Origin of the sequence: Pseudomonas oryzagri, from assembly GCF_020831405.1 — a bacterium.
GTDB lineage: Bacteria > Pseudomonadota > Gammaproteobacteria > Pseudomonadales > Pseudomonadaceae > Geopseudomonas > Geopseudomonas oryzagri.
The window spans coordinates 55,631-78,987 of the sequence record NZ_JAJHPU010000042.1 but is presented as its reverse complement, the minus strand read 5'-3'; the positions used below and the strand labels follow the sequence as shown (position 1 = coordinate 78,987).

Here is a 23,357-nt window from a genome sequence, read left to right as displayed (position 1 = left end):
AAGAAAGAAGATGTTGAATTCTTTCAGAAGTCCAAGCAGTTTGAATACGGTCGATTTCAAGACTCATGCGGCCATTACTGGCATGCGGCGATCTATTTCGCCGGGCTTCATGGCTCACCAGAAAGGGCGTTGAGCAATTTGCCAGAAGGATATGCGCCAGCCAATTGGCAACATTCAAGATATATTAGCAGAAGTCATGGCTGCGACTTGGGGTCGGTGTCGTGCAGACAATGTGGAAAGCGGGTTATTCATAATTTACGATGGCCAGAGGATGCCTATTATTCAATACCCTACAAGGGGAAAGAGCTTTGGGCATTCAATCGCGAATCTGTAATTGAGCTGCGAGACTACATTGAAAGCAAGGCTCGCAACATATCCAAGCATCGTTGGAGGAGCTTTCTTCTTCATGTGCCCTCTGTATTCAAGAACCACAAGGCGCGCGGGGAGCTCACGAGGCTTATTAATAGACTAATTCAAGGCGCGTGAAGCGCTGGCTAGAGGTTCAAGTCGTCCGCTTCGCTCACTGGGGCGAGCCAAATTCCGCCGCTTAATAAAAATGTTGGGCTCTATGAGAAATATAGTTTCGGCATCGCTGATTTTTTGCACTCTGACCAGTTATTGCTTCACCCATGAGGATACAATGCTTAGTCTCGAAAGTAACGGGGCGATCGCTGGCCTGCCAGAACAGTATTCTCCAGCGAGTTTAGATATAAAATTTTCCGCTGAGGCCGGGGGCTCAGCAGAAGGAATTCGAATAAATATTGCGGGAAATGAATTAACCATCCCCCGGTGTGTTGTGAAATTGATTAAAACAACCAATTCGTCCGACATATCGCTATCTGCCTCTTGGTATCACAGTTCTTCTTCGCTTCCTCATTATATGAACATCGAGTTTTACGATCCTGGATACAACCCGGAGAAGTGGGCAAATTCCGGATACTCAATATTGCTCAGCCTTGCTAGCGCCAAAGTCATTAATATAGAGTATTCACAAGTTAATCCGGATGAAAGTAGCTCTCAGCACCTGTCGGTAGACTTATCCAGCCTTTGCCAAGAAAAAGAACTTGCGGATTTTCTAGATGGCGCACCAACATCGTAGGTGCCGCCTAACAAACGTATATGGACTTTCCTCACAATCGGTGAGCAGTGCCTTGCCAACTCTCCCCTCAGTGCAATTGCATTCGTATCTCCAGCCTTCGCTGCGCCAATCCAGACAAAAAAAGCCCGTCACATGGACGGGCAGAAGTCGGCCGGTGCTGCTTCCGGCCGGCAGGGCACAGCCCCCTCAGAGCAGGTTGAGCGGGTAGTTGACGATCAGGCGGTTCTCGTCGAAGTCGGTGCCGTTGTTGGCCCAGCTCTTGCGGATATTGGAGTTGCGCCACTTCACGTTGAGGCTCTTCAGCGGGCCGGACTGCACGGTGTAGGCCAGCTCGGTCTCGCGCACCCACTCCTTGCCGTCCTCGGTGACCGCGTTGTGCACGTTGTCGCCGCTGATGTAGCGGGTGGAGAAGGTCAGCCCCGGGAAGCCCCAGCCGACCAGGTTGTAGTCGTAGCGCAGCTGCCAGGAGCGCTCCTCGGCGTTGTCGAAGCTGGAGTTGTAGCTGTCGTTGGCCAGGGTGCCGCCGCTGGTGCCGTTGACGCGCAGCCAGGCGTCGTCGCCGCTGAGCTTCTGCAGGCCGACGTAGAAGCCGTGGTTGCCGGTCTTGGCCGAGAACATCCCCGAGGCGGCCTTGTTGTCCAGGTCGCCCGCCAGCGCGTCGCCGTTTTCCTTGCCGATGAAATAGCCGAGGTTGGCGCCCAGGGTCCAGGCGCCGACCGGCTGGGTGTGCACCAGGTTGTAGTACTGCTGCTGGTAGAGGTCTTCGAGCTCGGCGTACCAGGCGCCGAGCATCGTGCGCTTGTCGTTGAAGGTGTATTCGCCGGCGGCGAAGTTGAAGCGGTCGGAGGTGAAGGCCGGGCGGCCGAAGATCGTCATGTCCTCCATGCTGGCGTCGTTGCGCGGGCTGTTCTGGCGGAACTGGCCGGCGTAAAGGGTCAGGCCGTCGATTTCCTTGGAGGTGAGCTGGCCGCCCTGGAAGGTCTGCGGCAGGGAGCGGCCGTCGTCGGAGCGCAGGATCGGCAGCACCGGCATCCACTCGCCGACCTTCAGTTCGGTGTTGGAGAACCTGGCCTTGCCGGCCACCGCCAGGCGGCCGTAGTCGTCGGCCGGGCTGCCGTCGTCGTGCACCGGCAGCAGCTGGGTGTTGGTGGTGCCCTTGCCGCCGTCGAGCTTGACCGAATACAGACCCAGCACATCGGCGCCGAAGCCCACCGGACCTTCGGTGTAGCCCGAGCGGGCGTCGAGGATAAAGCTTTGCGTCCACTCCTCGGCGCGGCTCTGCGCTGAGCTGTCTGCATGACGGAAGTCGCGCCCCAGGTAGAAGTTGCGCAGGTTCAGGGTGGCGCTGGCGTCGTCGAAGAAATCCGCGGCCTGGGCGCCCAACGGCAGGCTGGCGGCGATGGCCAGGGCGCCGGGCAGCGGACGGGTGAAGACGGCTTTCATTGTTGTTGTTCTCCAATTCTTGAGCGAAGCATCCCCCGCCGGCCTGGGGCCGGAGTATCTGCAGGGCAGGGGATGCGGATGGTGCGAGGGTGTGGACCCACCGGGGCGGCAGGCCCAGCGCTTCAGCGCGCGGACTTGTCGGCGTCGGATTTGCCCGCCACGGAATAGACCACCTGCTGGTTGCGGGTCTTCATGAACTCTTCGAGGCTCTGGCCGCGCATCGCCGCGTAGATGTGCAGGTTGGAGACGCCGAGCACCGCGCCGAGCTTCTCCAGCATGAAGAAGATCGCCCCGTAGTGGAGCAGGCCGCGCCAGTCGCGGCGGCGCAGCAGGTTGCGCTCCTCCTCGCTGAGACCGGCCTCCTCGTAGAGCGCCTCGGGCGCTTCCAGGAAGCGTGCCCGCCAGGCCGGCTCGATCATCCGATGGAGGAACTTGTTCAGCCGGTAGCCCTTGGCGCTGCGCTCCAGGGTGAAGGGGTAGGTGCCCTCCAGCTTCTCGGCACCGGCCAGTTGATGGTTGATGTGCTCGCGGTGGCGGGCGTGCACGTCGGCGGGCACTTCCTGCGCCTGGTTCTCCAGCAGCAGGGTGGCGATGCCGGTCATCGACGGCAGGTAGTAGCCGTGGTGCAGCTTCTTCACGGTGCCGGACAGCGCGCCGCGCATGATCAGCCACATGATCACCTCGGCGCCCTCCATGCCGCCCAGGCTGGCGTAGTCGGCCAGGGTCAGCTCGGTGAGGCGCACCGGATCGTTGACCAGCAGGTCGACGAACTGGGCGTCCCACTCCGGGTTGTTGAAGCCGCAGCGCTCGCCGTGCACCTGGTGGGACAGCCCGCCGGTGGCGACGATGGCCACCTTGAGGTCCTCCGGGTAGCTCTCGATGGCGCGGCGCAGCGCCTGGCCCAGCTTGTAGCAGCGGGCGGCGCTGGGCACCGGGAACTGCAGCACGCCGACCTGCAGCGGCACGATCTCCAGCGGCCACTGGCCCTCGTGCGGCAGCAGCGCCGACATCGGCGAGAAGAAGCCGTGGTCCAGTGGCTTGTCGCGGAAGAAGCTCATGTCGAACTCGTCGGCCACCAGGCTTGCACCGATGTGCCGGGCCAGCGCCGCATGGCCGCCGATCGGCGGCAGGTCGCGCGGGTTGCCGCCCTCGTCGGCGACCTCGTAGCGCTCGTCCACGCCCAGCGAGAAGGCGCCGTAGTGGTCGAAGAAGAACGAGGTCACGTGGTCGTTGAAGACGTAGAACAGCACGTCGGGCTGCTGCTCCTCGAGCCAGGCGCGGATCGGCTCGAAGCTCTGGAAGATCGGCGCCCAGGCGGCGTCGTCCTGCTTGTCGTGATCGACGGCGAAACCGATGGTCGGGGTGTGCGAGACGGCCAGGCCGCCAATGATTCGTGCCATGTCGTTGTTGTCCTTGTTCGAGGTATCAGTGCGCCATCATGGTTTGACCGGCACGGCGGATGGCATGGCCGTTGGTCAGGATCGCCAGGGCCGCCACGAAGGCCGGCAGGCCGAGGATGGTGAACAGCACGGGCAGGCTCAGCCCCAGGCTGAGGATGGTGCCGCCGATCAGCGAGCCGAAGATGGCGCCGAAGCGGCCGATGCCCAGCATCCAGCTCACCCCGGTGGCGCGCGACTCGGTCGGATAGTAGCCCGGCGCGAAGGCGTTCAGGCCGGTCTGCGCGCCGCTCATGCAGAAGCCCGCGGCGATCACGCCTACCGCCAGCATGCTCGAATCCAGGCTGAAGGCGCCGAGCAGCAGCATGCAGCAGCCGCCCAGGGCGTAGGAGGTGGCGATCACCCGGTTGGGATTGCGCCGGTCCATGACCCAGCCGACCGCGATGGCGCCGACGGTGCCGCCGATCTGGAACAGGCCGGTGATGGTGGCGGCGCGTTCGATGGGCAGGCCGGATTCGCGCAGCAGGGTCGGCATCCAGCCCATGGTCAGGTAGATCACCAGGAGGCCCATGAAGTAGGTCACCCACAGCGCCAGGGTGCCCAGGCGATAGCGTTCGAGGAACAGGGTGCGAACCGGCGTCTTGCCCTGGACTGGCGCCTCGCTGACCACGAAGCGGGTCGAGGCCGAGAAGGTGCCGGCGCCCAGCTTGTTGAGTTCGGCGGCGATCTGCGCGGCCGGGGCGTTGCGCGCCGCCAGGAAGCGCGCCGACTCGGGCAGCAGCATCCACAGGAACGGCAGCAGGATCAGCGGCAGGATGCCGCCGGCGAGCAGCACCGACTGCCAGCCGTAGTGGGGGATCAGCCAGGCGGCGAGGAAACCGCCGCCGCCGGAGCCGAGGTTGAAGCCGGTGAACATGAGGGTGATCAGCAGCGAGCGCTGGCGCTCGGGCAGGTACTCGGAGAGCAGCGTCGTGCAGTTGGGCAGCGCCGCACCGAGGGCGATGCCGATCAGCAGGCGCAGGATGGCCAGCTCATAGGGCGAGCGGGCGAACGCACAGCCGAGGCTGATCAGGCTGAACGCGGTGACCGCGCCGAGCAGGACCTTCTTGCGGCCGTAGCGGTCGGCGTAGGGGCCGGCGACCAGCGCGCCGATGGCCAGGCCGACCATGCCCGCGCTCATCACCGGGCCGAATGCGGCCTTGGACAGTCCCCACTCCTGCATCAGCGAGGGGGCGATGAAGCCCATCACCGCCACATCGAAGCCATCGAACAATACGATCAGGAAGCACAGCCCCAGGATCAGCGCCTGGAAGCTGGTGATCGGCTGCTTGTCGATCCACTCTTTGACATCGACAGTTTGATTACTCATCTGCATCACCTTTTGTTTTTTTAATGGTGAGAATCCCTGCCGGCTTCGCAATCGTTGATGGCTGGCAGGAACCACCTGACCTCCGGGCGGCATTTGGCCTGGCGGCAGGAGCGGACTCTAAGGCCGAAAGGCCCTGCGCGGCGTCTGGGAAATCCTTAAGGGGGTATCGGTTTTTTTTATCGAGGCGATGAGGTGGGGTGGCGCGTGGGCCGGCGGGGCACGTGCCGGGCGGCTGGCGAGAGGCGCGGGTATCGTCATCGCGCCGAGGCGACGGGGGTGGTGGGAGACTGGCGGAGCGGGGGAAGGGTGGTCGGCTTGCGTGGGGAACGGCCAGCCGGAGTCCGGGCAGGCGCGCCTGCCCGGTGCTGCAGGGTGACTTACTGGGCGGCCTTGCGCCCCTCGCCACGGGCCAGCAGATCGAGCGTTTCCACGCCCTTGCCCAGGTACAGGCTGGCGCTGCGCGCGACTACCGCCTGCTCGCTGGCCTTCAGGCGCTGGCGAATGAAACTGTAGTTTCGCCACACTTCCTTCAACTGGTCGCCGGCGTCCGGAAGTTGCTCTTCCAGGCTCTTGTGGGTCGCGCCGATGCGCTGGTCGATCTCGTTGAAGCTGTTCTCGTGGACTTCGAACGAATAGATGCCGGTGCGGCTGAAGGCCTGGCTCTCGTAGAGCAGCAGCATGCGGCCGAGATCCAGGCTCAGTTGGTGCAGGTTGGCCACCGCGCCCGCTTGTCCGCTGGTCTTGCGATATTCCTCGGCGGCCAGCCTGTCCAGATCGCCCTGCACGCGCAGCACGGGATTGAGCCACATGCTGTACTCGACCCGGTTATTCTCCGGCTGCTTCTCCAGCTCGCCGATCACCGACTTCATCTCGCGCAGCGTGGTGGTCAGCTCGGTCTTGTCCTGCAGCGCCGCGGTGAGCGCGTCGAGTTCGGCGAGGTTCTGCCGATAGGCCTCGCGCGACGCGGGGTAGAACGCTCCCGCCGGGTCCTGGTTGTTGTAGTAGACGAGCAGATTCGAGCAGAGCAGGAAGCCCTGGGTGCGAATCTCGTGCAGGCGTTGCGCCAAGGCTGAATCCGCTCTTGCCGGGGCGGAAAGAATAAACAAGACCAATGCCAGAATTATCCCGTTCTTCATAGTTGTTATCCGTGGGTGCCAATTGGTATTCGTGCGCAGTTGTTTATCGCCGGATTTCGCCAATACCGAATAAGTGCCGACGCCAGCCCGGCGAAGTCCGTATTAGAGCCCCGCGCTTATTGACCTGGCATAGTCTGGATGGACGATGAACGTGGCGGTGGCGGCAATAGAATCGAACCCAGATACAGCGACTCCACCTGCTGGAAGGGTTCGCGATGAAAATAGAAAAACAAACGATATTGCTGCTGCTGTTATTCACCGGGATGCTCGCCATGATGGTTTTCGTGGCGGTGCACGATCCCTACGCCGAGCGGTCTCGCAACGAACTCATGAACCTGATGCTGCCCTTCGTGAACGGCCTGCCGTTCTTCAACTGAATTCACCACGGGCAAGCGATTGCCCACCCTAGCGCTGAGCGACTCGCGGCATTCCTTAACCGGGTGCCGCATTTTTTTTGCCCGAATTTCCGCTCCGTCAACTCGGCACTGGCGCGCAGCCGGGCGGTATACGCCGCCGGCTGCGCGCCAGCAGTCAGCTTTGGCTGACCGGTTGCAACGCCGGCACGCCGGCGCCGGTCCGCGACAGTCCGTACACCCGTACCAATAGCAGTACCGGCACCAGCACCGTCAGGCTGCAGGCCAGCAGCGCGTAGCGCAGCGATTCGGCGCCGAAGGCGGGCTGCAGCAGGTCGCTGAGCATGCCGGTGGCCAGCGGGCCGAGACCGACGCCGAGGATGGTGGACAGCATGGTCTGCATGGCCATCGCCGTGCCGCGGCGGTCGGCGGCGACCAGATGGGTGATCAGGGTGTAGGAGGGCGCCACCCACCAGACGCTGAAGAAGCAGGCCAGCGCGCACCAGAGCATCGCTGTCGGCACCGCCAGCGCGCCGAACTGCGCCAGGGTGGCGGCCGGCCACAGCAGGTAGGCGGCCAGCGCCAGAGCGCCGATCAGGTTGCCGAGCAGCGGAATGCCGATCAGCCACAGGCGATTGCGCTGCGCCAGGCGGTCGGTCAGCCAGCCGCTGCACAGGGTGCCGATGCCGGACACGCCGCCGGCGACCAGCCCGGCGAGCAGCCCGGCCTGCTGCAGGGTCAGGCCGTGGGAGCGCACCAGGAAGCTGGCGTTCCACATGGCGAAGGCGTAGCCGCTCAGCGTGGAGAAGCCGCCGGCGATCAGCATCCAGCGCAACGCCGGCTCGCGCCACAACTCCAGCGCCGTGTGCAGCAGACCCTGCGGCGCGGTCGGCGCATGGGACAGCTCCCACTGGCCGCGCGCGGGCTCGCGCACGCTCACCGCCAGCAGCGCGGCGATCAGCAGGCCGGGCAGGCCGATGAGGATGAAGGTCGTGCGCCAGCCGTGGGTTTCCACCAGCCAGGCGCCGACCGACAGGCCCAGCAGCGCGGCGAAGGTCGGCGCAGCGGTGAAGCAGCTGATGGCGAACGAGCGGCGGTGTGGCGGGTAGAGGTCGGCGATCAGCGAGAAGGCGGTCGGCGTCGCCGGCGCCTCGGCGGTGGCCACCGCCATGCGCGCCAGCACCAGCATTAGGAAGCCGCCGGCCAGCCCGCAGGCCATGGTCGCCAGCGCCCACAGCAGGCAGGAGACGGCGAGCAGACGGGTGCGCGGCAGGCGGTCGGCCAGGCGTCCGGCCGGCAGGCCGAGCACCGCGTAGACGGCGGCGAAGGCGAGGCCGGAGATCAGCCCCATGGCGCTGTCGCTGGCGCCGAATTCGCGCTTGATCGGCTCGATCATCACCGCGAGGATCTGGCGGCCGACGAAGTTGTCGGCGTACATCAAGGCCAGCAGGAACAGCAGGCCGTGGCTGCTCCACAGGCCGGGGGAAGGGGTGGCGCGGGCCATGGCGGCCTCCTTGCAGAGGGCCGGCCCGGCGGTCGGGCGGCTCGCGGTGCCGTCACGGCGCCCGGCCGGTCCGGTCGGGGGATGGCCAGGCCGCGTACTACCATCCGCGCGGCCGGGCCGGATACCACTGAACCGTCCTGGCGCCATGGCGGCGTCAGGACGGCAACGCTCAGACCAGCAGGCCGCGGGCGCGGGCCATGGTCATCGCGGTGTCCTCGATCATGTCCTCCTGGCCGCCGACCATGCCGCGGCGACCCATCTCGACGAGGATCTCGCGGGCCGACACGCCGTACTTCTTCTCGGCGCGCTTGGCGAACAGCAGGAACGAGCCGTACACCCCGGCGTAGCCCATGGTCAGGGCGTCGCGGTCGCTGCGGATCGGGAAGTCCATGATCGGCACCACCAGGTCCTCGGCGACGTCCTGGATGCCGAACACGCTGACGCCGGTCTCGATGCCCATGCGGTCGCACACCGCGACGAGGATCTCCATCGGCGTGTTGCCGGCCCCGGCGCCGAGGCCGGCGCAGGCGGCGTCGATGCGGGTGGCGCCGGCGCCGATGGCGGCGATGGAGTTCGACACGCCCATCGACAGGTTGTGGTGGCCGTGGAAGCCGATCTCGGTGGCCGGGTCGAGCACTTCGCGCAGCGCGGCGATCCGCGCGGCCACGTCGTCGGGCAGCAGGTAGCCGGCCGAGTCGGTGATGTACACGCAGTTGGCGCCGAAGCTCTCCATCAGCTTGCCCTGCTTGGCCAGGCCTTCGGGGCTGTTCATGTGGGCCATCATCAGGAAGCCGACGGTGTCCATGCCGAGCTTGCGGGCGATGCTGATGTGCTGCTCGGAGACGTCCGCCTCGGTGCAGTGGGTGGCCACGCGGATGGTGGAGACGCCCAGCTCGTGGGCCATGCGCAGGTGGTCGACGGTGCCGATGCCCGGCAGCAGCAGGGCGGAGACCTTGGCCTGCTTCATCAGCGGGATCACCGCCGACAGGTATTCCTCGTCGCTGTGCGCCGGGAAGCCGTAGTTCACCGAGCGCCCGCCCAGGCCATCGCCGTGGGTCACCTCGATCAGCGGCACGCCGGCGGCGTCCAGCCCGCTGGCGATGTCCTTCATCTGCTGGAGGCTGATCTGGTGACGCTTGGGGTGCATGCCGTCGCGCAGGCACATATCGTGGACGGTGATTTTCTTGCCGCGAAGATCCATGGTCGGCTCCTTAGGCGAGGGCGGGTTGCGGGGCGAGGGTCAGTTCGCCGCTGAGGATTTCCTCGGCGAACATCTCGGCGGTGCGCGCGGCGGCGGCGGTCATGATGTCGAGGTTGCCGGCGTACTTGGGCAGGTAGTCGCCCAGGCCCTCCACCTCCATGAAGATCGACACGCGGTTGCCGTCGAACACCGGGCCGTTGACCAGCTTGTAGCCGGGCACGTACTGCTGGACCTGCTCGATCATCGCCAGGATGGCGGCGGTGATCGCTTCGCGGTCCGGCTCGGACTCGGTCAGGCAGTGCACGGTATCGCGCATGATCAGCGGCGGCTCGGCCGGGTTGATGACGATGATCGCCTTGCCCTGTTTGGCGCCGCCGACTTTCTCGATGGCGCCGGCGGTGGTGCGGGTGAATTCGTCGATGTTCTTGCGGGTGCCCGGGCCCACCGACTTGGAGGCGGCGGTGGCGACGATCTCGGCGTACTCCACCGGCTGCACGCTGGACACCGCGGCCACCAGCGGGATGGTCGCCTGGCCGCCGCAGGTGACCATGTTGACGTTCATCGCGCCGGCCTTGAGGTTCTGCTTGAGGTTGACCGGCGGCACGCAGTAGGGGCCGATGGCGGCCGGGGTCAGGTCGATCATCAGCACGCCCAGCTCGTTGAGCTTGCGGCTGTTCTCGGCGTGCACGTAGGCCGAGGTGGCGTCGAAGGCGATCTGGATATTGTCTTCCAGCACATGCTTGAGCAGGCCGTCGACGCCGTCGCTGGTGGTCTTCAGGCCCATCTCGCGGGCGCGGGCCAGGCCTTCGGAGGTGGCGTCGATGCCGACCATCCACACCGGCTCCAGCACCGGGCTGCGCTTGAGCTTGTAGAGCAGGTCGGTGCCGATATTGCCCGGCCCGATCAGGGCACATCTGATCTTCTTGGTCATGGTTTCGCTCTCGAAAAAGGGGGCGTCAGGGCACGAAGCGCAGCGAGGCTTCGCCCAGGCCGCTGAGGGAGAGATGGATGCTGTCGCCGGCGGTCACCGGCACCAGCGGGGCGAGGGCGCCGGAGAGGATCACCTCGCCCTTGCGGAACGGGATGCCCAGCTCGCCCAGGGTGTTGGCCAACCAGGCCACCGCCGCGCAGGGATGGCCCTGCACCGCGCTGCCCAGGCCGCTGCCGGCCGGTTGGCCGTTCTTGGTCATCTCCAGGCGCACGGCGGCGAGGTCCAGGCTGCGCGGGTCGATACGCTGCTCGCCCAGGGCGAACACGCCACAGGAGGCGTTGTCGGCCACGGTGTCCTGGATGCGGATCTTCCAGTCGTGGATGCGCGAGTCGACGATCTCGAAGCAGGGCACCACCCAGGCGGTGGCGGCCAGCACGTCCTCGGCGGTGATGCCGGGGCCGACCAGGTCCTCGGCGAGGATGAAGGCGATCTCGCCCTCGGCGCGCGGCTGGATCAGGCGGTGCTCGGTGAGGCTGACGTCGCTGCCGTCGGCCACCTGCATGCGGTCGGTGAGGAAGCCGAAGTCCGGCTGGTGGACGTTGAGCATGTCCTGCACGGCCTTGCTGGTGACGCCGATCTTCTTGCCGATCACCTGCTCGCCCTGCTGCTCGCGCTGGGCGAGGAACCGCACCGAGATGCGGTAGGCGTCGTCCAGGGTGATGTCCGGGTGGCGCGCGGTGAGCGGCGCCAGGGTGCGCTGGTCGCGCAGGGCGGCGAACAGCTCGTCGCCGAGGGTGTCGATCAGGGATTCATTCATGCGAGTGCCTTTCCTGTGGGGCGGATTCGTCCACCGTGGCGGTTTTCTTGGCGAATGAATTCGCCCCTACAGCGGATGGTTCTATTGGCCGATTCGTTCATGCGCACGCCTTTCCTGTAGGGGCGAATTCATTCGCCTTGGCAGGGGCTCCAGGCGAATAAATTCGCCCCTACAGGCACGCGTTGGCCTCGGGCTTCAACCCGGCCAGACGCTGTTCTCGGCGCCGCCGTCGACCTCGAGAATCTTGCCGGTCACCCAGCGCGATGCCGGGCTGGCCAGGTACAGGGCGGCGCAGGCGATGTCCTCGACCTCGCCGAGGCTGCCCAGCGGGGTGCCGGTTTCCATCGCCACGCGCATCGCGGCGGGCATCACTCGGTTGAGCGCGTCGGTGAGGATCGGCCCGGGGGCGATGCCGTTGACCCGCACCTGGGGCGCGAAGTCCTGGGCGAGCAGGCGGGTCAGCTGGGTCAGCGCCGCCTTGGCGGTGCCGTAGGCGCTGAACTGGCGCTGGGCATAGCGCGCCGCGCCGGAGGTGATGTTGATGACGTTGCCGCCGCCGGCCTCGCGCATGTGCGGCACGCACAGCTGGGTGAGGTGGTAGGCGGAGGTGACGTTGAAGCGCAGGATCTCGTCCAGGCTCTCCGGCGTCAGCGTCAGCGGGTCGTTGGGGCCGGCGCCGCCGGCGTTGTTGACCAGGTGGGTGATGCGGCCGAACTTCTCGCGGGCGGCGGCCACCAGCGCCTCGCGCTGCGCGGCGTCGGTGACGTCGCAGGTCAGCGCCAGGGCGTTGCGGCCGAGGGCGCGGATCTCGTCGGCCACGCCTTCCACGTCGCCCAGGGTGCGCGCCGCGCAGACCACGTCGGCGCCGGCCTCGGCGTAGGCCAGGGCGATGGCGCGGCCGATGCCGCGGCCGCCGCCGGTGATCACGGCGACGCTGCCGTCGAGGTTGAAGCGCTGCAGTATGTTCATGCCGTATCTCCTTGTTTTTCTTAGCCTCTACGGGCGAATTCATTCGCCGTGAGCCGCCACGCGGCCCCAGGGGCGCCAAGGGCAGGCCGGTGGCCTGCCTGGCGAATTAATTCGCCCCTACAAAAACTTCAGCGGGCGCCCCACAGGTCGGGCAGGCCGGGATCGGTGGCGGCTACGAGGCGCTTGAGCAGCACCTTGAGCGCCATGGCGTCGGCGGCGTCCAGCTTGTCGGCGACCGTGCTCTCGACGGCCTTGGCCAGGGCGATCTCGTGCAGCGAGCGCTCGCGGCCGGCGGCGGTCATCAGGTAGCGGCGGGTGCCGTCGCTGTCCTGCTCGCAGGCGATCAGGTCGCTGCGCTCGAGGTCGGCCAGCGTCTGCGGGGTCACCCGGTGGCCGGTGTAGCCGACAAAGGCGTTGATCTCGTCGAGGGTCAGGTTGTCGCGGATGCACAGCACCGAGAGGATGAAGAACACGTGCTCGTCGAGGCTCTGCGCGGCCAGCAGGCGGCGCAGGGTGTCGAGCATCTGGTAGTGGGCGCGGCCGAGCAGGTAGCCGAGCAGGTCCTCGGTGTAGCTGCACTCCGGCGGCGGCGTAGCGCCCAGGCGCAGCTCCTGGCGCGGCTTGCGCGCGGCCAGCGCGTACTGGCCGCTCTGGAAGGCCAGCGGCGGGCGGGCGCTGCTGTCGAAGGCGAGCACCTCGCCGACGAAGATCACATGGTCGCCGCCCTCGTACTGGAAGGCGGTGCGGCACTGGAAGCGCGCGGTGCAGTCGGGCAGCAGCGGCGCCGGGCCGATGCCTTCGTCCAGCTCGATGCCGGCGAACTTGTCGCTGCCCTGGGTGGCGAAGCGCCCGGACAGCGGCTCCTGCTCGGCGGACAGCACATGCACGTTCCAGTGCTTGCCTTCGCTGAACGCCGGCAGGCTGCGCGCGCTCTTGGCCAGGCTCCACAGCACCAGCGGCGGGTTGAGCGACACCGAGTTGAAGCTGTTGGCGGTGATGCCGACCGCTTCGCCCTCGGCGGTGCGGGTGGTGATGATGGTCACCCCGGTGGTGAAGGTGCCCAGGGCGGCACGAAAGGCTTGCGGGTCGAAGGTAGCCGGAGCGCTCATGCTCTGCCTCGCTGGAGTCTGGGGATGATGTGGCGAGTATTCGCAACGCAGGCAAGGCGTGGCATCGTCTCTATGGACGAGGCGTCGGAAAGGCGGCCCTCGCCACTATCGCCGCAGGGCGCCGCACCGGCCGCCGCCGCAAGGATTCGAGGAGGTTCGATGAGTTCCGCAATTACATCCGTCGAGGGGTTGGCCGCGCTGCTCGCGGCGCAGAAGTCCGCCTTCAATGTCGAGGGTGCGGTGGACGCCGCCGAGCGCCGCCGGCGCATCCAGCAGGTGATCGACCTGCTGGTGGCCTGGCACAAGCCGCTGGCGGCGGCGATGGCCGAGGACTTCGGCAATCGCCCGGCGGGCTTCTCGCTGATGAACGACGTGCTCGGCTCGCTGGCCTCGCTCAAGCACGCCCGCGACCACCTGGAAGAATGGATGCAGCCGCAGGAGCGCCAGCCGTTCCCGCCCTACGACCAGCTCGGCGCCAAGGCGCGGGTGCTCTACCAGCCCAAGGGATCGGTGGCCATCGTCGGCACCTGGAACGCGCCGCTGTTCACCCTGCTCAGCCCGCTGGCCTACGTGCTGGCCGCCGGCAACCGGGCGATCCTCAAGCCTTCGGAAATCGCCCCGCGCACCGCCGCGGTGCTGGTCGCCGCCTGCGCCGAGCATCTCGATCCGCTCTTGGTCGGCGTGGCCGTGGGCGGTGCGGAGATGGCCGAGGCGGTGACCCGCCAAGCGTTCGACCATCTGGTGTTCACCGGCAGCACCGCCATCGGCAAGGTGGTGATGCGCAACGCCGCCGACAACCTGGTGCCGGTGACCCTGGAGCTGGGCGGCAAGTCGCCGACCATCGTCTCACGCAGCGCCGATCTGGCCACCGCCGCCTTCCGCATCGCCGCGGCCAAGGCCAGCAACGGCGGCCAGCTGTGCGTCAACCCGGACCTGGTATTTGTTCCGCGCGAACAGACCGAGGCCTTCCTCGCCGAGCTGAAGGGCGCCTACGCCAGCCTGTTCCCGCAGGTGCAGGGCAACCCGGACGTGGTGGCGGTGGTCAACGAGCGCCATCTGGCGCGGGTCGAGGGCCTGGTCGAGGACGCCATCGCCGCCGGCGTGCGCGTCGAGTCGTTGCCCGAGGCTTCGGCGGCTAATCCCGACGACCGCCGCCGGCCCCTGCGCGTGGTGGTCGACCCGCCGGCCGGCTGCCGCATCCAGCAGGAGGAGATCTTCGGCCCGGCCATGGTGCTGCTGCCCTACGACACCATCGACGCCGTGCTCGCCGACATCAACGGTCGCGACCGGCCGCTGGCGCTGTACTGGTTCGGCAGCGACGAGGCCGAGAAGCAACGGGTGCTGGAAAACACCCTGTCCGGCGGGGTGACCATCAACGACGCGATGATGCACGCCGCCATGCAGGACGCCCCGTTCGGCGGCATCGGCGCCTCCGGCATGGGCCACTACCACGGCCGCGAGGGCTTCCTCGAATTCAGCCACGCGCGCACCGTGTTCGAGGCCGGCAGCTACGACCCACGCCGCGAGTGGGGGCTGTTACCGCCCTATGGCGAGCATTTCCTGGCGGCGATGGAGGCGCAGGTTACCCCGTAGAGCGCGCAGTCGTAGGGTGGAAAACGACCGTAGGTCTTTTCCACCACTTGCGGGTGTCGCGGTGGAAGATCGCTGCGCGAGTCTTCCACCCTACGGGGCTTCCTGGCCGCCATGGAGTCGCAGGTCACTCCTTGGCGCGTAGAGGCGAGGGTCAGTTTGAGGCCCTCGTGAGTGATAGCTGAGGTGGCGGTCTGAATATCCGGGGCGGTGAGTGGCTCGCGGCGGCAATTGGCCAGGTGCCGTCATTCATCTTTCGAATGAGATAAAACCAGGCTTTATGGGGGCAACGGCCACTCAAACCATAAACAAGTGCACGTATAGCAAACTGGGTAATCAACCAAGAGCGGTACATCGAAAATTACTATGCCAACGGGTAGTATGACCTTCCATCTGTTTTGCAAGGAGACCCGCTATGACACGCCATTGGTCTAAAGACCCCTACTGGACGGAGGCTGCCGACCGCTTCTACGAGCTTCGCGAAGAAGGAGTGAAGCAGCTCGTCATTGACCTCGATGCTATCGACAAGACGCTCTACCATGGGGATGGCCCAGCTTACCGGGCGCTCGAGGCCATGTTGTCGGTGCATGAGCATGAAGGCATGGATGGATTCCGCGGAGCTCCTCGAATTGTCTTGGCACTGCTGCAAATACTCAGCGAGCAAGGCCGCAACTCTAAGGAATAAACTCCATGCCCAAACTCATCTACGTGCTGAAAAACGAGGCCATGCCCGGCCTTGTGAAAATCGGACTCACCACTGATAGCGTCGAATCCCGCATTTCCAATCTAAGTTCCAGTACTGGAGTACCACTACCGTTCGAATGCCACTTTGCCGCTGAGATACCGGAGGAGGTCAATCTGATCAAGCTGGAGAAGACACTCCACCAGCTATTCGCCGAGCACCGCATTAACCCAAAGCGAGAATTCTTCAAGGTGGAGCCAGAGAAGGTCGTGCTGGCACTAAGCATCGGCACCTTCAAGGAAGTCACCCCAGGCAAAGCCGACATCGACCCCGTCGAGGTGCAAGCCATGGAAAAAGCGAAGGAACAGCGTCGGTCGCGTATCAACCTTGCTGCGCTCGGCATCAAAGCTGGCGACACCTTGATTCTAGCTCGGGATGAGGCCATCACGGCAACAGTGCTCGATGGCGGTAAGGTCAGCTTCAAGGGCGAGATCATGAGCCTGTCAGGCGCCGCCCTGAAGGCCCTCCAGGACATGGGATACAAATCGACTTCGGTCAGCGGTTCCGACTATTGGATGTTCGATGGCGAGTTGCTGGACGAGCGCAGAGTTCGGCTCGAAGCGAAGCAATTCGAAGAGCAACCTACCTAACTAGTAGGGTCTCCGCCATCGCTAACTGACGCTATCAATCAGCCGAGCGTCTGCAAAGGCCAAGTTGTCGAGTTTAGGCTTCCGGCAGCTTCAGCGGCCCGATAGTCGTTTGGGTGATAGATTTCCGGAGTCGTCGAATGGCGGATACTGGCCAATTTCAGTTAGTCGCCATGGGACGTGTGGCGGGGGGGCGAACTTCGACATCATCCGGCAAGCTAGGAGGGATTTATTCGCAGCCGAAGTCCCTGGCAGCGATGCGGCCGTGGACTTGCTGGTTTTACTCCACGATCTGGATGGTCTGGGGTGTCCGTGCTCGGGCCGTACATGCGCAGAATGATATAAGCGTATTTCTCCGGAATCGGCAGGTAGCTGGGGTTGTTGGCGTCGCTTTGGCGGCCAGTTCGATGCTGTAAATGCCGTCCTTGCCCGGCGTCAGGGTGCGGTCACCGCGGCTGCGGCGGTTGATCGCGTTGTGCGCCATCAGGCGCTTTCCGGAGGCATACACCGTGAACGACCAGAACTCGCTGATCTGGGCTCTCAACCGCGGAGCGACCGGTTCTGTGGGAATGGAAAGAGGCTGCCGGCGCGCTGCAGCAGCTACAGGGGCCGGCCAGTTGCGTCCTTCGCTGGGCTGGAGGGTGGCGTGGCGCGGCAGGACGGTTGGACCCGGCCCCCCGCGCCATGCGTTCCGAACCCGTCAGCGGCTCAACTCATACGCACACATGTTGACCGTGGTGGCCAGGTTCAGCGATTCGATGCTGCCGCAGCCGGCAATCGTGAAGGGCTGGGCATGCAGGGCGGTCAGCTGTTCGCGGGGTACGCCGCGGGCTTCGTTGCCGAACAGGTAGCAATCGAAGTTCTTGAAACTGGCCGCCTGCACGCGCTCGCCCTGCATATCCAGGCAGGCGATGCGGGCGAAGCGGGTGCGCAGCGAGTCCAGCTCCACATCCAGCTCCAGCGGCGTATGGAAGATGGCGCCCATGCTGGCGCGCACGACCTTGGGGTTGTACGGATCGACGCTGCCGGGGCTGAGCAGGCAGCGGAAATTGCCGAACCAGGCCAGGGTGCGCAGGATGGTGCCGAGATTGCCGGGGTCCTGGATTTCGTGCAGGTAGATGGCGCGCTCGTGCCCTGCGGGAGCGGCAAGCGGCGCGGCAGTTTCCGGCATCGGCACCACGGCAAGAATGCCTTGCGGGGTCTTGGTGTCGGCGATCTGCGCCATCTGCCGTTCGCTGATCAGGTGGGTCCTGAACGGGCTTTGCCACTGCAGGTAAGCGTCGGTCACGTACAGCTGGCTGCTCAGCAGCCGCGGGTCGTGGACCGCGGCTTTCTGCAGCTCCAGCAGCAGGTGCTCGCCCTCCACCAGAAAATGCCCGAACTCGGCCCGGTACTTTTTCTGGTGCAGTTTCTTGATGTCGTCGAGTTTCATCGGGGCGTCGCTCAGTTGCTCGGCGCAGCGGCCAGCATCGACTTGGCCACTGCTTCGGCGACCTTGATGCCATCCACGCCCGCCGACAGGATGCCGCCGGCATAGCCGGCACCTTCGCCGGCCGGGAACAGGCCACGCAGGTTGAGGCTCTGCAGGGTCTCCGGGTCGCGGGTGATGCGCACCGGCGACGAGGTGCGGGTTTCGATGCCGGTGAGTACCGCATCGTTGCGGTCGAAGCCGCGAATCTGCTTGCCGAACACCGGCAGCGCCTCGCGGATGGCCTCGATCGCGTAGTCCGGCAGCGAGGGCGCCAGATCGCCCAGGCGCACGCCGGGCTTGTAGGAGGGCTCGACCTCGCCGAACTCGCTCGACGGCACGCCGCGGATGAAGTCGCCGACCAGTTGCGCGGGCGCGCAGTAGTCGCTGCCGCCCAGTACGTAGGCACGCGACTCCAGGCGCTCCTGGAACTCCACGCCAGCCAGCGGGCCGCCGGGGAAGTCCTGCTCCGGGTTGATGCCGACGACGATGCCGGCGTTGGCGTTGCGCTCGTTGCGCGAGTACTGGCTCATGCCGTTGGTCACCACGCGCTCCGGCTCGGAGGTGGCGGCCACCACGGTGCCGCCCGGGCACATGCAGAAGCTGTACACCGCGCGGCCATTCTTGGCCTGGTGCACCAGCTTGTAGTCGGCGGCGCCCAGTTCCGGGTGGCCGGCGTACTTGCCCAGGCGCGCCTGGTCGATCATCGATTGCGGGTGTTCGATACGGAAGCCCACGGCGAACGGCTTGGCCTCGATGAACACGCCCTGGCGGTGCAGCATGCGGAAGGTGTCGCGCGAGCTGTGGCCCAGCGCCAGCACCACATGGCGGCTGCGCAGGGTTTCGCCGCTCTCCAGCACCACGCCCTCGAGCTGGCCGTCGTCGATCAGCAGGTCGGTCACCTTGCTTTCGAAGCGCACCTCGCCACCCAGGGCGATGATCTCCTCGCGCATGGTGGAGACCACGCCGGTGAGGCGGAAGGTGCCGATGTGCGGCTTGCTGACGTACATGATCTCTTCCGGCGCGCCGGCGCGGACGAACTCGTGCATCACCTTGCGGCCGTAGAACTTGGGATCCTTGATCTGGCTGTAGAGCTTGCCGTCGGAGAACAGGCCGGCCCCGCCCTCGCCGAACTGCACGTTGGATTCCGGGGTCAGGGTTTTCTTGCGCCACAGCGCCCAGGTGTCCTTGGTGCGCCGGCGCACATCCTTGCCGCGCTCCAGCACGATGGGCTTGAAGCCCATCTGCGCCAGCAGCAATGCGGCGAACAGGCCACAGGGACCAAAGCCCACCACCAGCGGCCGCTCGCTCAGGTCGGCCGGGGCCTGGCCCACGGGGTAGTAGCCGGTGTCCGGGGCCGGGCGGATGTTCCTGTCGTCGGCCAGGCGCGCGAGGATCGACGCCTCGTCGCGGGCCTCCAGGTCGATGATGTAGATGAACAGGATGACGCTGTTCTTCTTGCGGGCATCGTAGCTGCGCTTGAACACGCTGAAGTTCAGCAGGTCGGCGTCGCGGATGTTCAGGCGCTTGACGATGGCCGCGCGCAGCTCCTCGGGGGAGTGGTCGAGGGGCAGGGACAGTTCGTTGATGCGAATCATGGCGGTAATCCTGGCCGGTGACTCCGGCAAAGGAAGCAAGGGGGAGGGGAAAGGCGCGGATTGTAGCCGCTGCGGCCCCCTCTGTCAGGCCGCCCCGGCAGGGGCGAGGCGCGCGGATTTAGCCTGCTCAGCCCTATCGGCGTATACTTGCCGCCATTTTGCGACCCGAGGCCTCCTGCGTCGGCCGCTCCTCATTTGATTTTCGTGGTTGGCTCCATCATGAAACGCTCCAAAAGCAGCAGCCGCTGGCTGAACGAACACGTCAACGATCCCTACGTCAAAATGGCGCAGAAGGATGGCTATCGCTCGCGCGCGGCCTACAAGCTGCTCGAGCTGAACGAGAAGGACAAGCTGATCCGCCCCGGCATGCTGCTCATGGACCTGGGTTCCGCGCCCGGTGGCTGGTCGCAGGTGGCGGGCCGTCTGGTGGGCCATCAGGGCCGCGTGCTGGCCAGCGACATCCTGCCAATGGACTCGCTGGAAAACGTCGATTTCATCCAGGGCGACTTTTCCGACGACAAGGTGTTCCAGCAGATCCTCGACAAGCTCGATGGCCGGCAGCCCGACCTGATCATCTCCGACATGGCTCCCAACATCAGCGGGGTCGCCGCTGCCGATCAGGCCTCCTCGATGTACCTGGCCGACCTCGTCCTCGACATGGTCCGCCAGGTGCTCAAGCCCAACGGCAACTTCGCGATCAAGATCTTCCAGGGCGAAGGCTCGGACGAATATCTGAAGGATGTGCGCAGCTCGTTCGAAAAGGTCGTGGTCCGCAAGCCCGATGCCTCCCGCTCGCGCTCGCGCGAGGTGTATTTCGTGGCCAAGGGCTTTAAAGGCTAAGCCAGCCGCGGCGCTGCTCCTGCAAAGCCGGCGAGCCTCCACCTTCGAGGCGGCTCGCCTCGCAGGTATCGCCTGACGCGTCCTCCCCGCTACATCGCCGCCGACACCCCATCGCCCGCATCCCAAGGCCCGGCCCCAGCGCCGGGCCTTTTGCCGTCTGCCGCCTGCGTGTTCCTGCCTAGTCCGGTTTGACGATGAGCGCAGCCGGGCCGCGCCGGATCATCGAGTCATGAGCAGATTCGCTCGACGAGATCGATGGAGGAGTTGGCGATGCATGACATGCGAGTGAAGACCGCGGAAGAGATCGAGCTGATCGCTCGTGCCCGTCGCCTGGTTCCGGTCCTGCGCGAGCGGGCCGAGCAGGCCGACCGCGACGGCAAGGTGCCCGACGAGACCGTTCGCGAGATGCAGGAGGCCGGCCTGTTCCGCGCCCTGCAGCCGAAGAAGTGGGGCGGCTTCGAGGTCGATCCGCGGACCTTCTTCGAGATCCAGATGACGCTGGCCGAAGGCTGCATGTCCACCGCCTGGATCTACGGCGTGATGGGCGTGCACCCCTGGCAGCTGGCCCGCTACCCGGTCGAAGCCCAGCAGGACGTGTGGGGCGAGGACACCTCGACGCTGATCTCCTCCACCTACATGCCGGTGGCCAAGGTCACCCCGGTCGAAGGCGGCTACCGCATCAGCGGGCGCTGGGGCTTCTCCAGCGGCAGCGAGCACTGCCAGTGGGGCCTGCTCGGCGGCATCCTGCCGCCCAGCGGCGACCTGCCGGCGGAGCACGGCACCTTCCTGGTACCGCGCAGCGACTACCGCATCGAGAAGAACTGGGACGTGCTGGGCCTGCGCGGCACCGGCAGCCACGACATCGTGATCGAGGACGCCTTCGTCCCCGCCCACCGCGTGCAGCGCACCAACAATTCCAGCCTGGCGGCCACTCCGGGCCGCGAGGTCAACACCAACCCGATCTACGCGCTGCCCTTCGCCCAGGTGTTCACCCGCGCGGTGTCCAGCTCGTGCATCGGCGCCCTGCAGGGTGCGATCAACCAGTTCAGCGACAACGCCAAGCAGCACATCGGCAAGCACGGCGCCAAGACCGCCGAGGACCCGGTGGCGCAGACCGCGGCGGCCGAGGCGATCATGACCGTCGACGCCCTCAAGCTGGTCCTGGAGCGCAACTTCGCCCACATGCTGGAGCTGGCCGAGAAGGGCGAGATCCCCGACACCGAGACCCGGCTGCTGTACCGCTACCAGTCGGCCTACGTCACCAACATCTGCGCCGAGCGCGTCAGCGACCTGCTGCGCTCGATGGCCGCCTCCGGCCTGTACAACACCAACCCGGTGGCGCGCACCTTCCGCGACCTGCACCAGGCGCGCGGGCACATCTCCAACAACGTGGCCGCCTACGGGCGCAGCTACGGCGCGGTGCAGCTCGGCCTGCCCAACCCCGATCCGTACGTCTGACTCCCAGCGATCCCGGCACAGGACACCACAACAATGACAACACAGGTTCAGCCACAGGCCGCCTACGACGTGATCGTCGTCGGCTCCGGCGCGGGCGCGATGTCGGCGGCGGTGGTCGCCGCCGACCAGGGACTTTCCGTGCTGGTCGTCGAGAAGAGCGACAAGTACGGCGGCACCTCGGCGATCTCCGGCGGCGGCATCTGGATTCCCAACAACCACTACTTCGCCGACATGGGCGGCAAGGACAGCTTCGAAAAGGCGCTGACCTACCTGAAGGCCTCGACCGCCGGCAAGATCGACGAGGAGCGCCTGCGCGCCTACCTCGAATACGCGCCGCGGATGATCCACTACCTCGAGACGCGCAGCCGCGTGCGCTACGCGGTGGCCGAGAAGTACCCGGACTACTACCAGCACCTGCCCGGCTCGCTGCCCGGCGGGCGTAGCCTGGACCCCGAGCTGTTCGACACCAGCCTGCTCGGCGACGAATACGACAACATGCGCAAGCCGTCGCCCACCACCCTGCTGATGGGCTGCATCGCCTGGACCGCGCGCCACGCGCACAAGGCGATGTCCCGCGAGTTCGGCTGGCGGCTGATGATTCTCGGCCTGATCGCGCGCTACAAGCTCGACTTCAAGTGGCGGCGCAAGACCAGGATGGACCGCCGCGCCGCCCTCGGCGCCTCGCTGGTCGCCGCGCTGCGCCGCTCGCTGATGGATCGCAACGTGCCGCTGTGGCTGAACACCGACTTTCGCACCCTGCTGGTCGAGAACGGCCGGGTGACCGGCATCCGCGCCCTGCGCGACGGCCAGATGGTCACCATCCAGGCGCGCCGCGGGGTGATCTTCGGCAGCGGCGGCTTCGAGCAGAACCAGGCGCTGCGCGACAAGTACCTGCCGCAGCCGACCCAGGTCGGCTGGAGCGCCACGCCGCCGGGCAACAACACTGGCGCCGCGCTGGAGGCCGCCCAGGCCATCGGCGCCGCCACCGACCTGATGGACTGGGCCTGGTGGGCGCCGACCATCAAGGTGCCGGGCGAGGAGAAGCCGCGCGGCATCTTCGCCGAGCGCGCCTTCCCCGGCGCCATCGTGGTCAACGGCCACGGCAAGCGCTTCGTCAACGAGGCGGCGCCGTACCTGGAGTTCGTCGACGCCATGTACCGCGAGCACCAGAAGGACGGCAAGAGCATCCCGGCCTGGGTGATCTTCGACGCCCACTACCGCTTCAACTACGCCATGGGCCCGCTGATGCCGGCCCAGGTGGCGCCCGACAGCCGCCTGCGCAAGGAGTGGCTGAACACCGTGTACTGGAAGGCCGACACCCTGGCCGAGCTGGCCAAGCAGATCGGCGTCGACCCGGCGGGCCTGGAGGCCACCGCGCAGCGCATGAACGACTACGCGCGCACCGGCATCGACGTCGACTTCGGTCGCGGCGGCAACGTGTTCGACCGTTACTACGGCGACAGCAACGTCAAGCCCAACCCGTGCCTGGCGCCGCTGGCCAAGGGGCCGTTCTACGCCATGCGCCTGGACGCCGGCGACATCGGCACCAAGGGCGGCCTGCTGACCAACGCCAGCGCGCAGGTGCTGCACGAGAATGGCCAGCCGATCCCCGGCCTGTACGCCATCGGCAACACCTCGTCCTCGGTGATGGGCACCAGCTACCCCGGTGCCGGCGGCACCCTCGGCCCGGCGATGACCTTCGGCTACATCGCCGCCCGGCACATCGCCGCCAACAGCTGAGGAGAT

Annotated in this window: 21 protein-coding genes; 8 read left to right on the top strand and 13 right to left on the bottom strand. The window is 66.0% G+C overall.

Annotated features, from left to right (window positions below):
• The first annotated feature begins 640 nt into the window (after positions 1-640).
• Positions 641-1,099, top strand: a complete 459-nt coding sequence (locus tag LMJ29_RS15415; protein ID WP_229606409.1) for a hypothetical protein — start codon at positions 641-643, stop codon at positions 1,097-1,099.
• 186 nt (positions 1,100-1,285) lie between these two features.
• On the opposite strand, the gene LMJ29_RS15410 is transcribed toward LMJ29_RS15415, so the two are convergent.
• The 4 genes from LMJ29_RS15410 to LMJ29_RS15395 all read right to left on the bottom strand — a co-directional run bounded on the left by LMJ29_RS15410 (position 1,286) and on the right by LMJ29_RS15395 (position 6,375).
• Positions 1,286-2,542, bottom strand: a complete 1,257-nt coding sequence (locus tag LMJ29_RS15410) for an OprD family porin (RefSeq protein WP_229606408.1) — start codon at positions 2,540-2,542, stop codon at positions 1,286-1,288.
• A gap of 122 nt (positions 2,543-2,664) precedes the next feature.
• Positions 2,665-3,942: a gallate dioxygenase gene (locus LMJ29_RS15405; protein ID WP_229606407.1), complete on the bottom strand. Its 1,278-nt coding sequence runs from the start codon at positions 3,940-3,942 to the stop codon at positions 2,665-2,667.
• A 25-nt stretch (positions 3,943-3,967) separates the two neighbouring features.
• The gene (locus LMJ29_RS15400; RefSeq protein WP_229606406.1) at positions 3,968-5,308 is read right to left on the bottom strand and encodes an MFS transporter; all 1,341 of its coding nucleotides are present in this window, start codon (positions 5,306-5,308) and stop codon (positions 3,968-3,970) included.
• 377 nt (positions 5,309-5,685) lie between these two features.
• Positions 5,686-6,375 carry a hypothetical protein gene (locus LMJ29_RS15395; RefSeq protein WP_229606405.1) on the bottom strand — a complete coding sequence of 230 codons (690 nt, stop codon included), beginning with the start codon at positions 6,373-6,375 and terminating at the stop codon, positions 5,686-5,688.
• 284 nt (positions 6,376-6,659) lie between these two features.
• On the opposite strand from LMJ29_RS15395, the gene LMJ29_RS15390 reads away from it, so the two are divergent.
• Positions 6,660-6,821, top strand: a complete 162-nt coding sequence (locus tag LMJ29_RS15390; RefSeq protein ID WP_229606404.1) for a hypothetical protein — start codon at positions 6,660-6,662, stop codon at positions 6,819-6,821.
• Between the two features lie 154 nt (positions 6,822-6,975).
• Here the strand turns inward: LMJ29_RS15390 and LMJ29_RS15385 are convergent, their stop codons facing one another.
• The 6 genes from LMJ29_RS15385 to LMJ29_RS15360 form a co-directional block, all read right to left on the bottom strand.
• The gene (locus tag LMJ29_RS15385) at positions 6,976-8,301 is read right to left on the bottom strand and encodes a spinster family MFS transporter (protein ID WP_229606403.1); all 1,326 of its coding nucleotides are present in this window, start codon (positions 8,299-8,301) and stop codon (positions 6,976-6,978) included.
• A gap of 169 nt (positions 8,302-8,470) precedes the next feature.
• On the bottom strand, positions 8,471-9,502 hold the full coding sequence (gene dmpG, locus LMJ29_RS15380; protein ID WP_229606402.1) for a 4-hydroxy-2-oxovalerate aldolase: 1,032 nt from the start codon (positions 9,500-9,502) through the stop codon (positions 8,471-8,473).
• Between the two features lie 10 nt (positions 9,503-9,512).
• Positions 9,513-10,433 (bottom strand): acetaldehyde dehydrogenase (acetylating), encoded by a 921-nt coding sequence (locus tag LMJ29_RS15375; protein WP_229606401.1) that lies wholly within the window; start codon positions 10,431-10,433, stop codon positions 9,513-9,515.
• Positions 10,434-10,458: 25 nt separating this feature from the next.
• Positions 10,459-11,250 carry a fumarylacetoacetate hydrolase family protein gene (locus LMJ29_RS15370; protein WP_229606400.1) on the bottom strand — a complete coding sequence of 264 codons (792 nt, stop codon included), beginning with the start codon at positions 11,248-11,250 and terminating at the stop codon, positions 10,459-10,461.
• Between the two features lie 195 nt (positions 11,251-11,445).
• Complete coding sequence (locus tag LMJ29_RS15365; protein WP_229606399.1) at positions 11,446-12,219, bottom strand: glucose 1-dehydrogenase; 774 nt, start codon at positions 12,217-12,219, stop codon at positions 11,446-11,448.
• A gap of 128 nt (positions 12,220-12,347) precedes the next feature.
• The gene (locus LMJ29_RS15360) at positions 12,348-13,328 is read right to left on the bottom strand and encodes a flavin reductase family protein (protein ID WP_229606398.1); all 981 of its coding nucleotides are present in this window, start codon (positions 13,326-13,328) and stop codon (positions 12,348-12,350) included.
• Positions 13,329-13,487: 159 nt separating this feature from the next.
• On the opposite strand from LMJ29_RS15360, the gene LMJ29_RS15355 reads away from it, so the two are divergent.
• The 3 genes from LMJ29_RS15355 (at position 13,488) to LMJ29_RS15345 (ending at position 16,250) form a co-directional block, all read left to right on the top strand.
• Positions 13,488-14,921 carry an aldehyde dehydrogenase family protein gene (locus LMJ29_RS15355; RefSeq protein ID WP_229606397.1) on the top strand — a complete coding sequence of 478 codons (1,434 nt, stop codon included), beginning with the start codon at positions 13,488-13,490 and terminating at the stop codon, positions 14,919-14,921.
• 412 nt (positions 14,922-15,333) lie between these two features.
• Complete coding sequence (locus LMJ29_RS15350; protein WP_229606396.1) at positions 15,334-15,603, top strand: hypothetical protein; 270 nt, start codon at positions 15,334-15,336, stop codon at positions 15,601-15,603.
• 5 nt (positions 15,604-15,608) lie between these two features.
• Positions 15,609-16,250, top strand: coding sequence for a GIY-YIG nuclease family protein (locus LMJ29_RS15345; RefSeq protein ID WP_229606395.1), 642 nt, complete (start codon positions 15,609-15,611; stop codon positions 16,248-16,250).
• Positions 16,251-16,527: 277 nt separating this feature from the next.
• Here the strand turns inward: LMJ29_RS15345 and LMJ29_RS15340 are convergent, their stop codons facing one another.
• The 3 genes from LMJ29_RS15340 to LMJ29_RS15330 form a co-directional block, all read right to left on the bottom strand.
• Complete coding sequence (locus tag LMJ29_RS15340; protein WP_229606394.1) at positions 16,528-16,731, bottom strand: hypothetical protein; 204 nt, start codon at positions 16,729-16,731, stop codon at positions 16,528-16,530.
• A 216-nt stretch (positions 16,732-16,947) separates the two neighbouring features.
• Positions 16,948-17,679 carry a TrmH family RNA methyltransferase gene (locus LMJ29_RS15335; RefSeq protein WP_229606393.1) on the bottom strand — a complete coding sequence of 244 codons (732 nt, stop codon included), beginning with the start codon at positions 17,677-17,679 and terminating at the stop codon, positions 16,948-16,950.
• A gap of 11 nt (positions 17,680-17,690) precedes the next feature.
• Positions 17,691-19,313 carry an NAD(P)/FAD-dependent oxidoreductase gene (locus LMJ29_RS15330; protein WP_229606392.1) on the bottom strand — a complete coding sequence of 541 codons (1,623 nt, stop codon included), beginning with the start codon at positions 19,311-19,313 and terminating at the stop codon, positions 17,691-17,693.
• A 219-nt stretch (positions 19,314-19,532) separates the two neighbouring features.
• On the opposite strand from LMJ29_RS15330, the gene rlmE reads away from it, so the two are divergent.
• The 3 genes from rlmE to LMJ29_RS15315 all read left to right on the top strand — a co-directional run bounded on the left by rlmE (position 19,533) and on the right by LMJ29_RS15315 (position 23,351).
• Positions 19,533-20,153: a 23S rRNA (uridine(2552)-2'-O)-methyltransferase RlmE gene (gene rlmE / locus LMJ29_RS15325; protein ID WP_229606391.1), complete on the top strand. Its 621-nt coding sequence runs from the start codon at positions 19,533-19,535 to the stop codon at positions 20,151-20,153.
• 270 nt (positions 20,154-20,423) lie between these two features.
• Complete coding sequence (locus LMJ29_RS15320) at positions 20,424-21,611, top strand: acyl-CoA dehydrogenase family protein (RefSeq protein ID WP_229606390.1); 1,188 nt, start codon at positions 20,424-20,426, stop codon at positions 21,609-21,611.
• 33 nt (positions 21,612-21,644) lie between these two features.
• Positions 21,645-23,351 (top strand): FAD-dependent oxidoreductase, encoded by a 1,707-nt coding sequence (locus tag LMJ29_RS15315; RefSeq protein ID WP_229606389.1) that lies wholly within the window; start codon positions 21,645-21,647, stop codon positions 23,349-23,351.
• The last annotated feature ends 6 nt before the right edge of the window (positions 23,352-23,357 follow it).

What these genes read in the sequence shown, in the direction of transcription:
- LMJ29_RS15320 (WP_229606390.1), top strand. Translation starts at nt 20,424, where the DNA reads ATGCATGACATGCGAGTGAAGACCGCGGAAGAGATCGAGCTGATCGCT.
- LMJ29_RS15385 (WP_229606403.1), bottom strand. Translation starts at nt 8,301, where the DNA reads ATGGCCCGCGCCACCCCTTCCCCCGGCCTGTGGAGCAGCCACGGCCTG.
- LMJ29_RS15400 (WP_229606406.1), bottom strand. Translation starts at nt 5,308, where the DNA reads ATGAGTAATCAAACTGTCGATGTCAAAGAGTGGATCGACAAGCAGCCG.
- LMJ29_RS15365 (WP_229606399.1), bottom strand. Translation starts at nt 12,219, where the DNA reads ATGAACATACTGCAGCGCTTCAACCTCGACGGCAGCGTCGCCGTGATC.
- LMJ29_RS15335 (WP_229606393.1), bottom strand. Translation starts at nt 17,679, where the DNA reads ATGAAACTCGACGACATCAAGAAACTGCACCAGAAAAAGTACCGGGCC.
- dmpG (WP_229606402.1), bottom strand. Translation starts at nt 9,502, where the DNA reads ATGGATCTTCGCGGCAAGAAAATCACCGTCCACGATATGTGCCTGCGC.
- LMJ29_RS15390 (WP_229606404.1), top strand. Translation starts at nt 6,660, where the DNA reads ATGAAAATAGAAAAACAAACGATATTGCTGCTGCTGTTATTCACCGGG.
- LMJ29_RS15340 (WP_229606394.1), bottom strand. Translation starts at nt 16,731, where the DNA reads ATGGCGCACAACGCGATCAACCGCCGCAGCCGCGGTGACCGCACCCTG.
- LMJ29_RS15345 (WP_229606395.1), top strand. Translation starts at nt 15,609, where the DNA reads ATGCCCAAACTCATCTACGTGCTGAAAAACGAGGCCATGCCCGGCCTT.
- LMJ29_RS15405 (WP_229606407.1), bottom strand. Translation starts at nt 3,942, where the DNA reads ATGGCACGAATCATTGGCGGCCTGGCCGTCTCGCACACCCCGACCATC.
- LMJ29_RS15415 (WP_229606409.1), top strand. Translation starts at nt 641, where the DNA reads ATGCTTAGTCTCGAAAGTAACGGGGCGATCGCTGGCCTGCCAGAACAG.
- LMJ29_RS15355 (WP_229606397.1), top strand. Translation starts at nt 13,488, where the DNA reads ATGAGTTCCGCAATTACATCCGTCGAGGGGTTGGCCGCGCTGCTCGCG.
- LMJ29_RS15370 (WP_229606400.1), bottom strand. Translation starts at nt 11,250, where the DNA reads ATGAATGAATCCCTGATCGACACCCTCGGCGACGAGCTGTTCGCCGCC.
- LMJ29_RS15360 (WP_229606398.1), bottom strand. Translation starts at nt 13,328, where the DNA reads ATGAGCGCTCCGGCTACCTTCGACCCGCAAGCCTTTCGTGCCGCCCTG.
- rlmE (WP_229606391.1), top strand. Translation starts at nt 19,533, where the DNA reads ATGAAACGCTCCAAAAGCAGCAGCCGCTGGCTGAACGAACACGTCAAC.
- LMJ29_RS15410 (WP_229606408.1), bottom strand. Translation starts at nt 2,542, where the DNA reads ATGAAAGCCGTCTTCACCCGTCCGCTGCCCGGCGCCCTGGCCATCGCC.
- LMJ29_RS15375 (WP_229606401.1), bottom strand. Translation starts at nt 10,433, where the DNA reads ATGACCAAGAAGATCAGATGTGCCCTGATCGGGCCGGGCAATATCGGC.
- LMJ29_RS15350 (WP_229606396.1), top strand. Translation starts at nt 15,334, where the DNA reads ATGACACGCCATTGGTCTAAAGACCCCTACTGGACGGAGGCTGCCGAC.
- LMJ29_RS15315 (WP_229606389.1), top strand. Translation starts at nt 21,645, where the DNA reads ATGACAACACAGGTTCAGCCACAGGCCGCCTACGACGTGATCGTCGTC.
- LMJ29_RS15330 (WP_229606392.1), bottom strand. Translation starts at nt 19,313, where the DNA reads ATGATTCGCATCAACGAACTGTCCCTGCCCCTCGACCACTCCCCCGAG.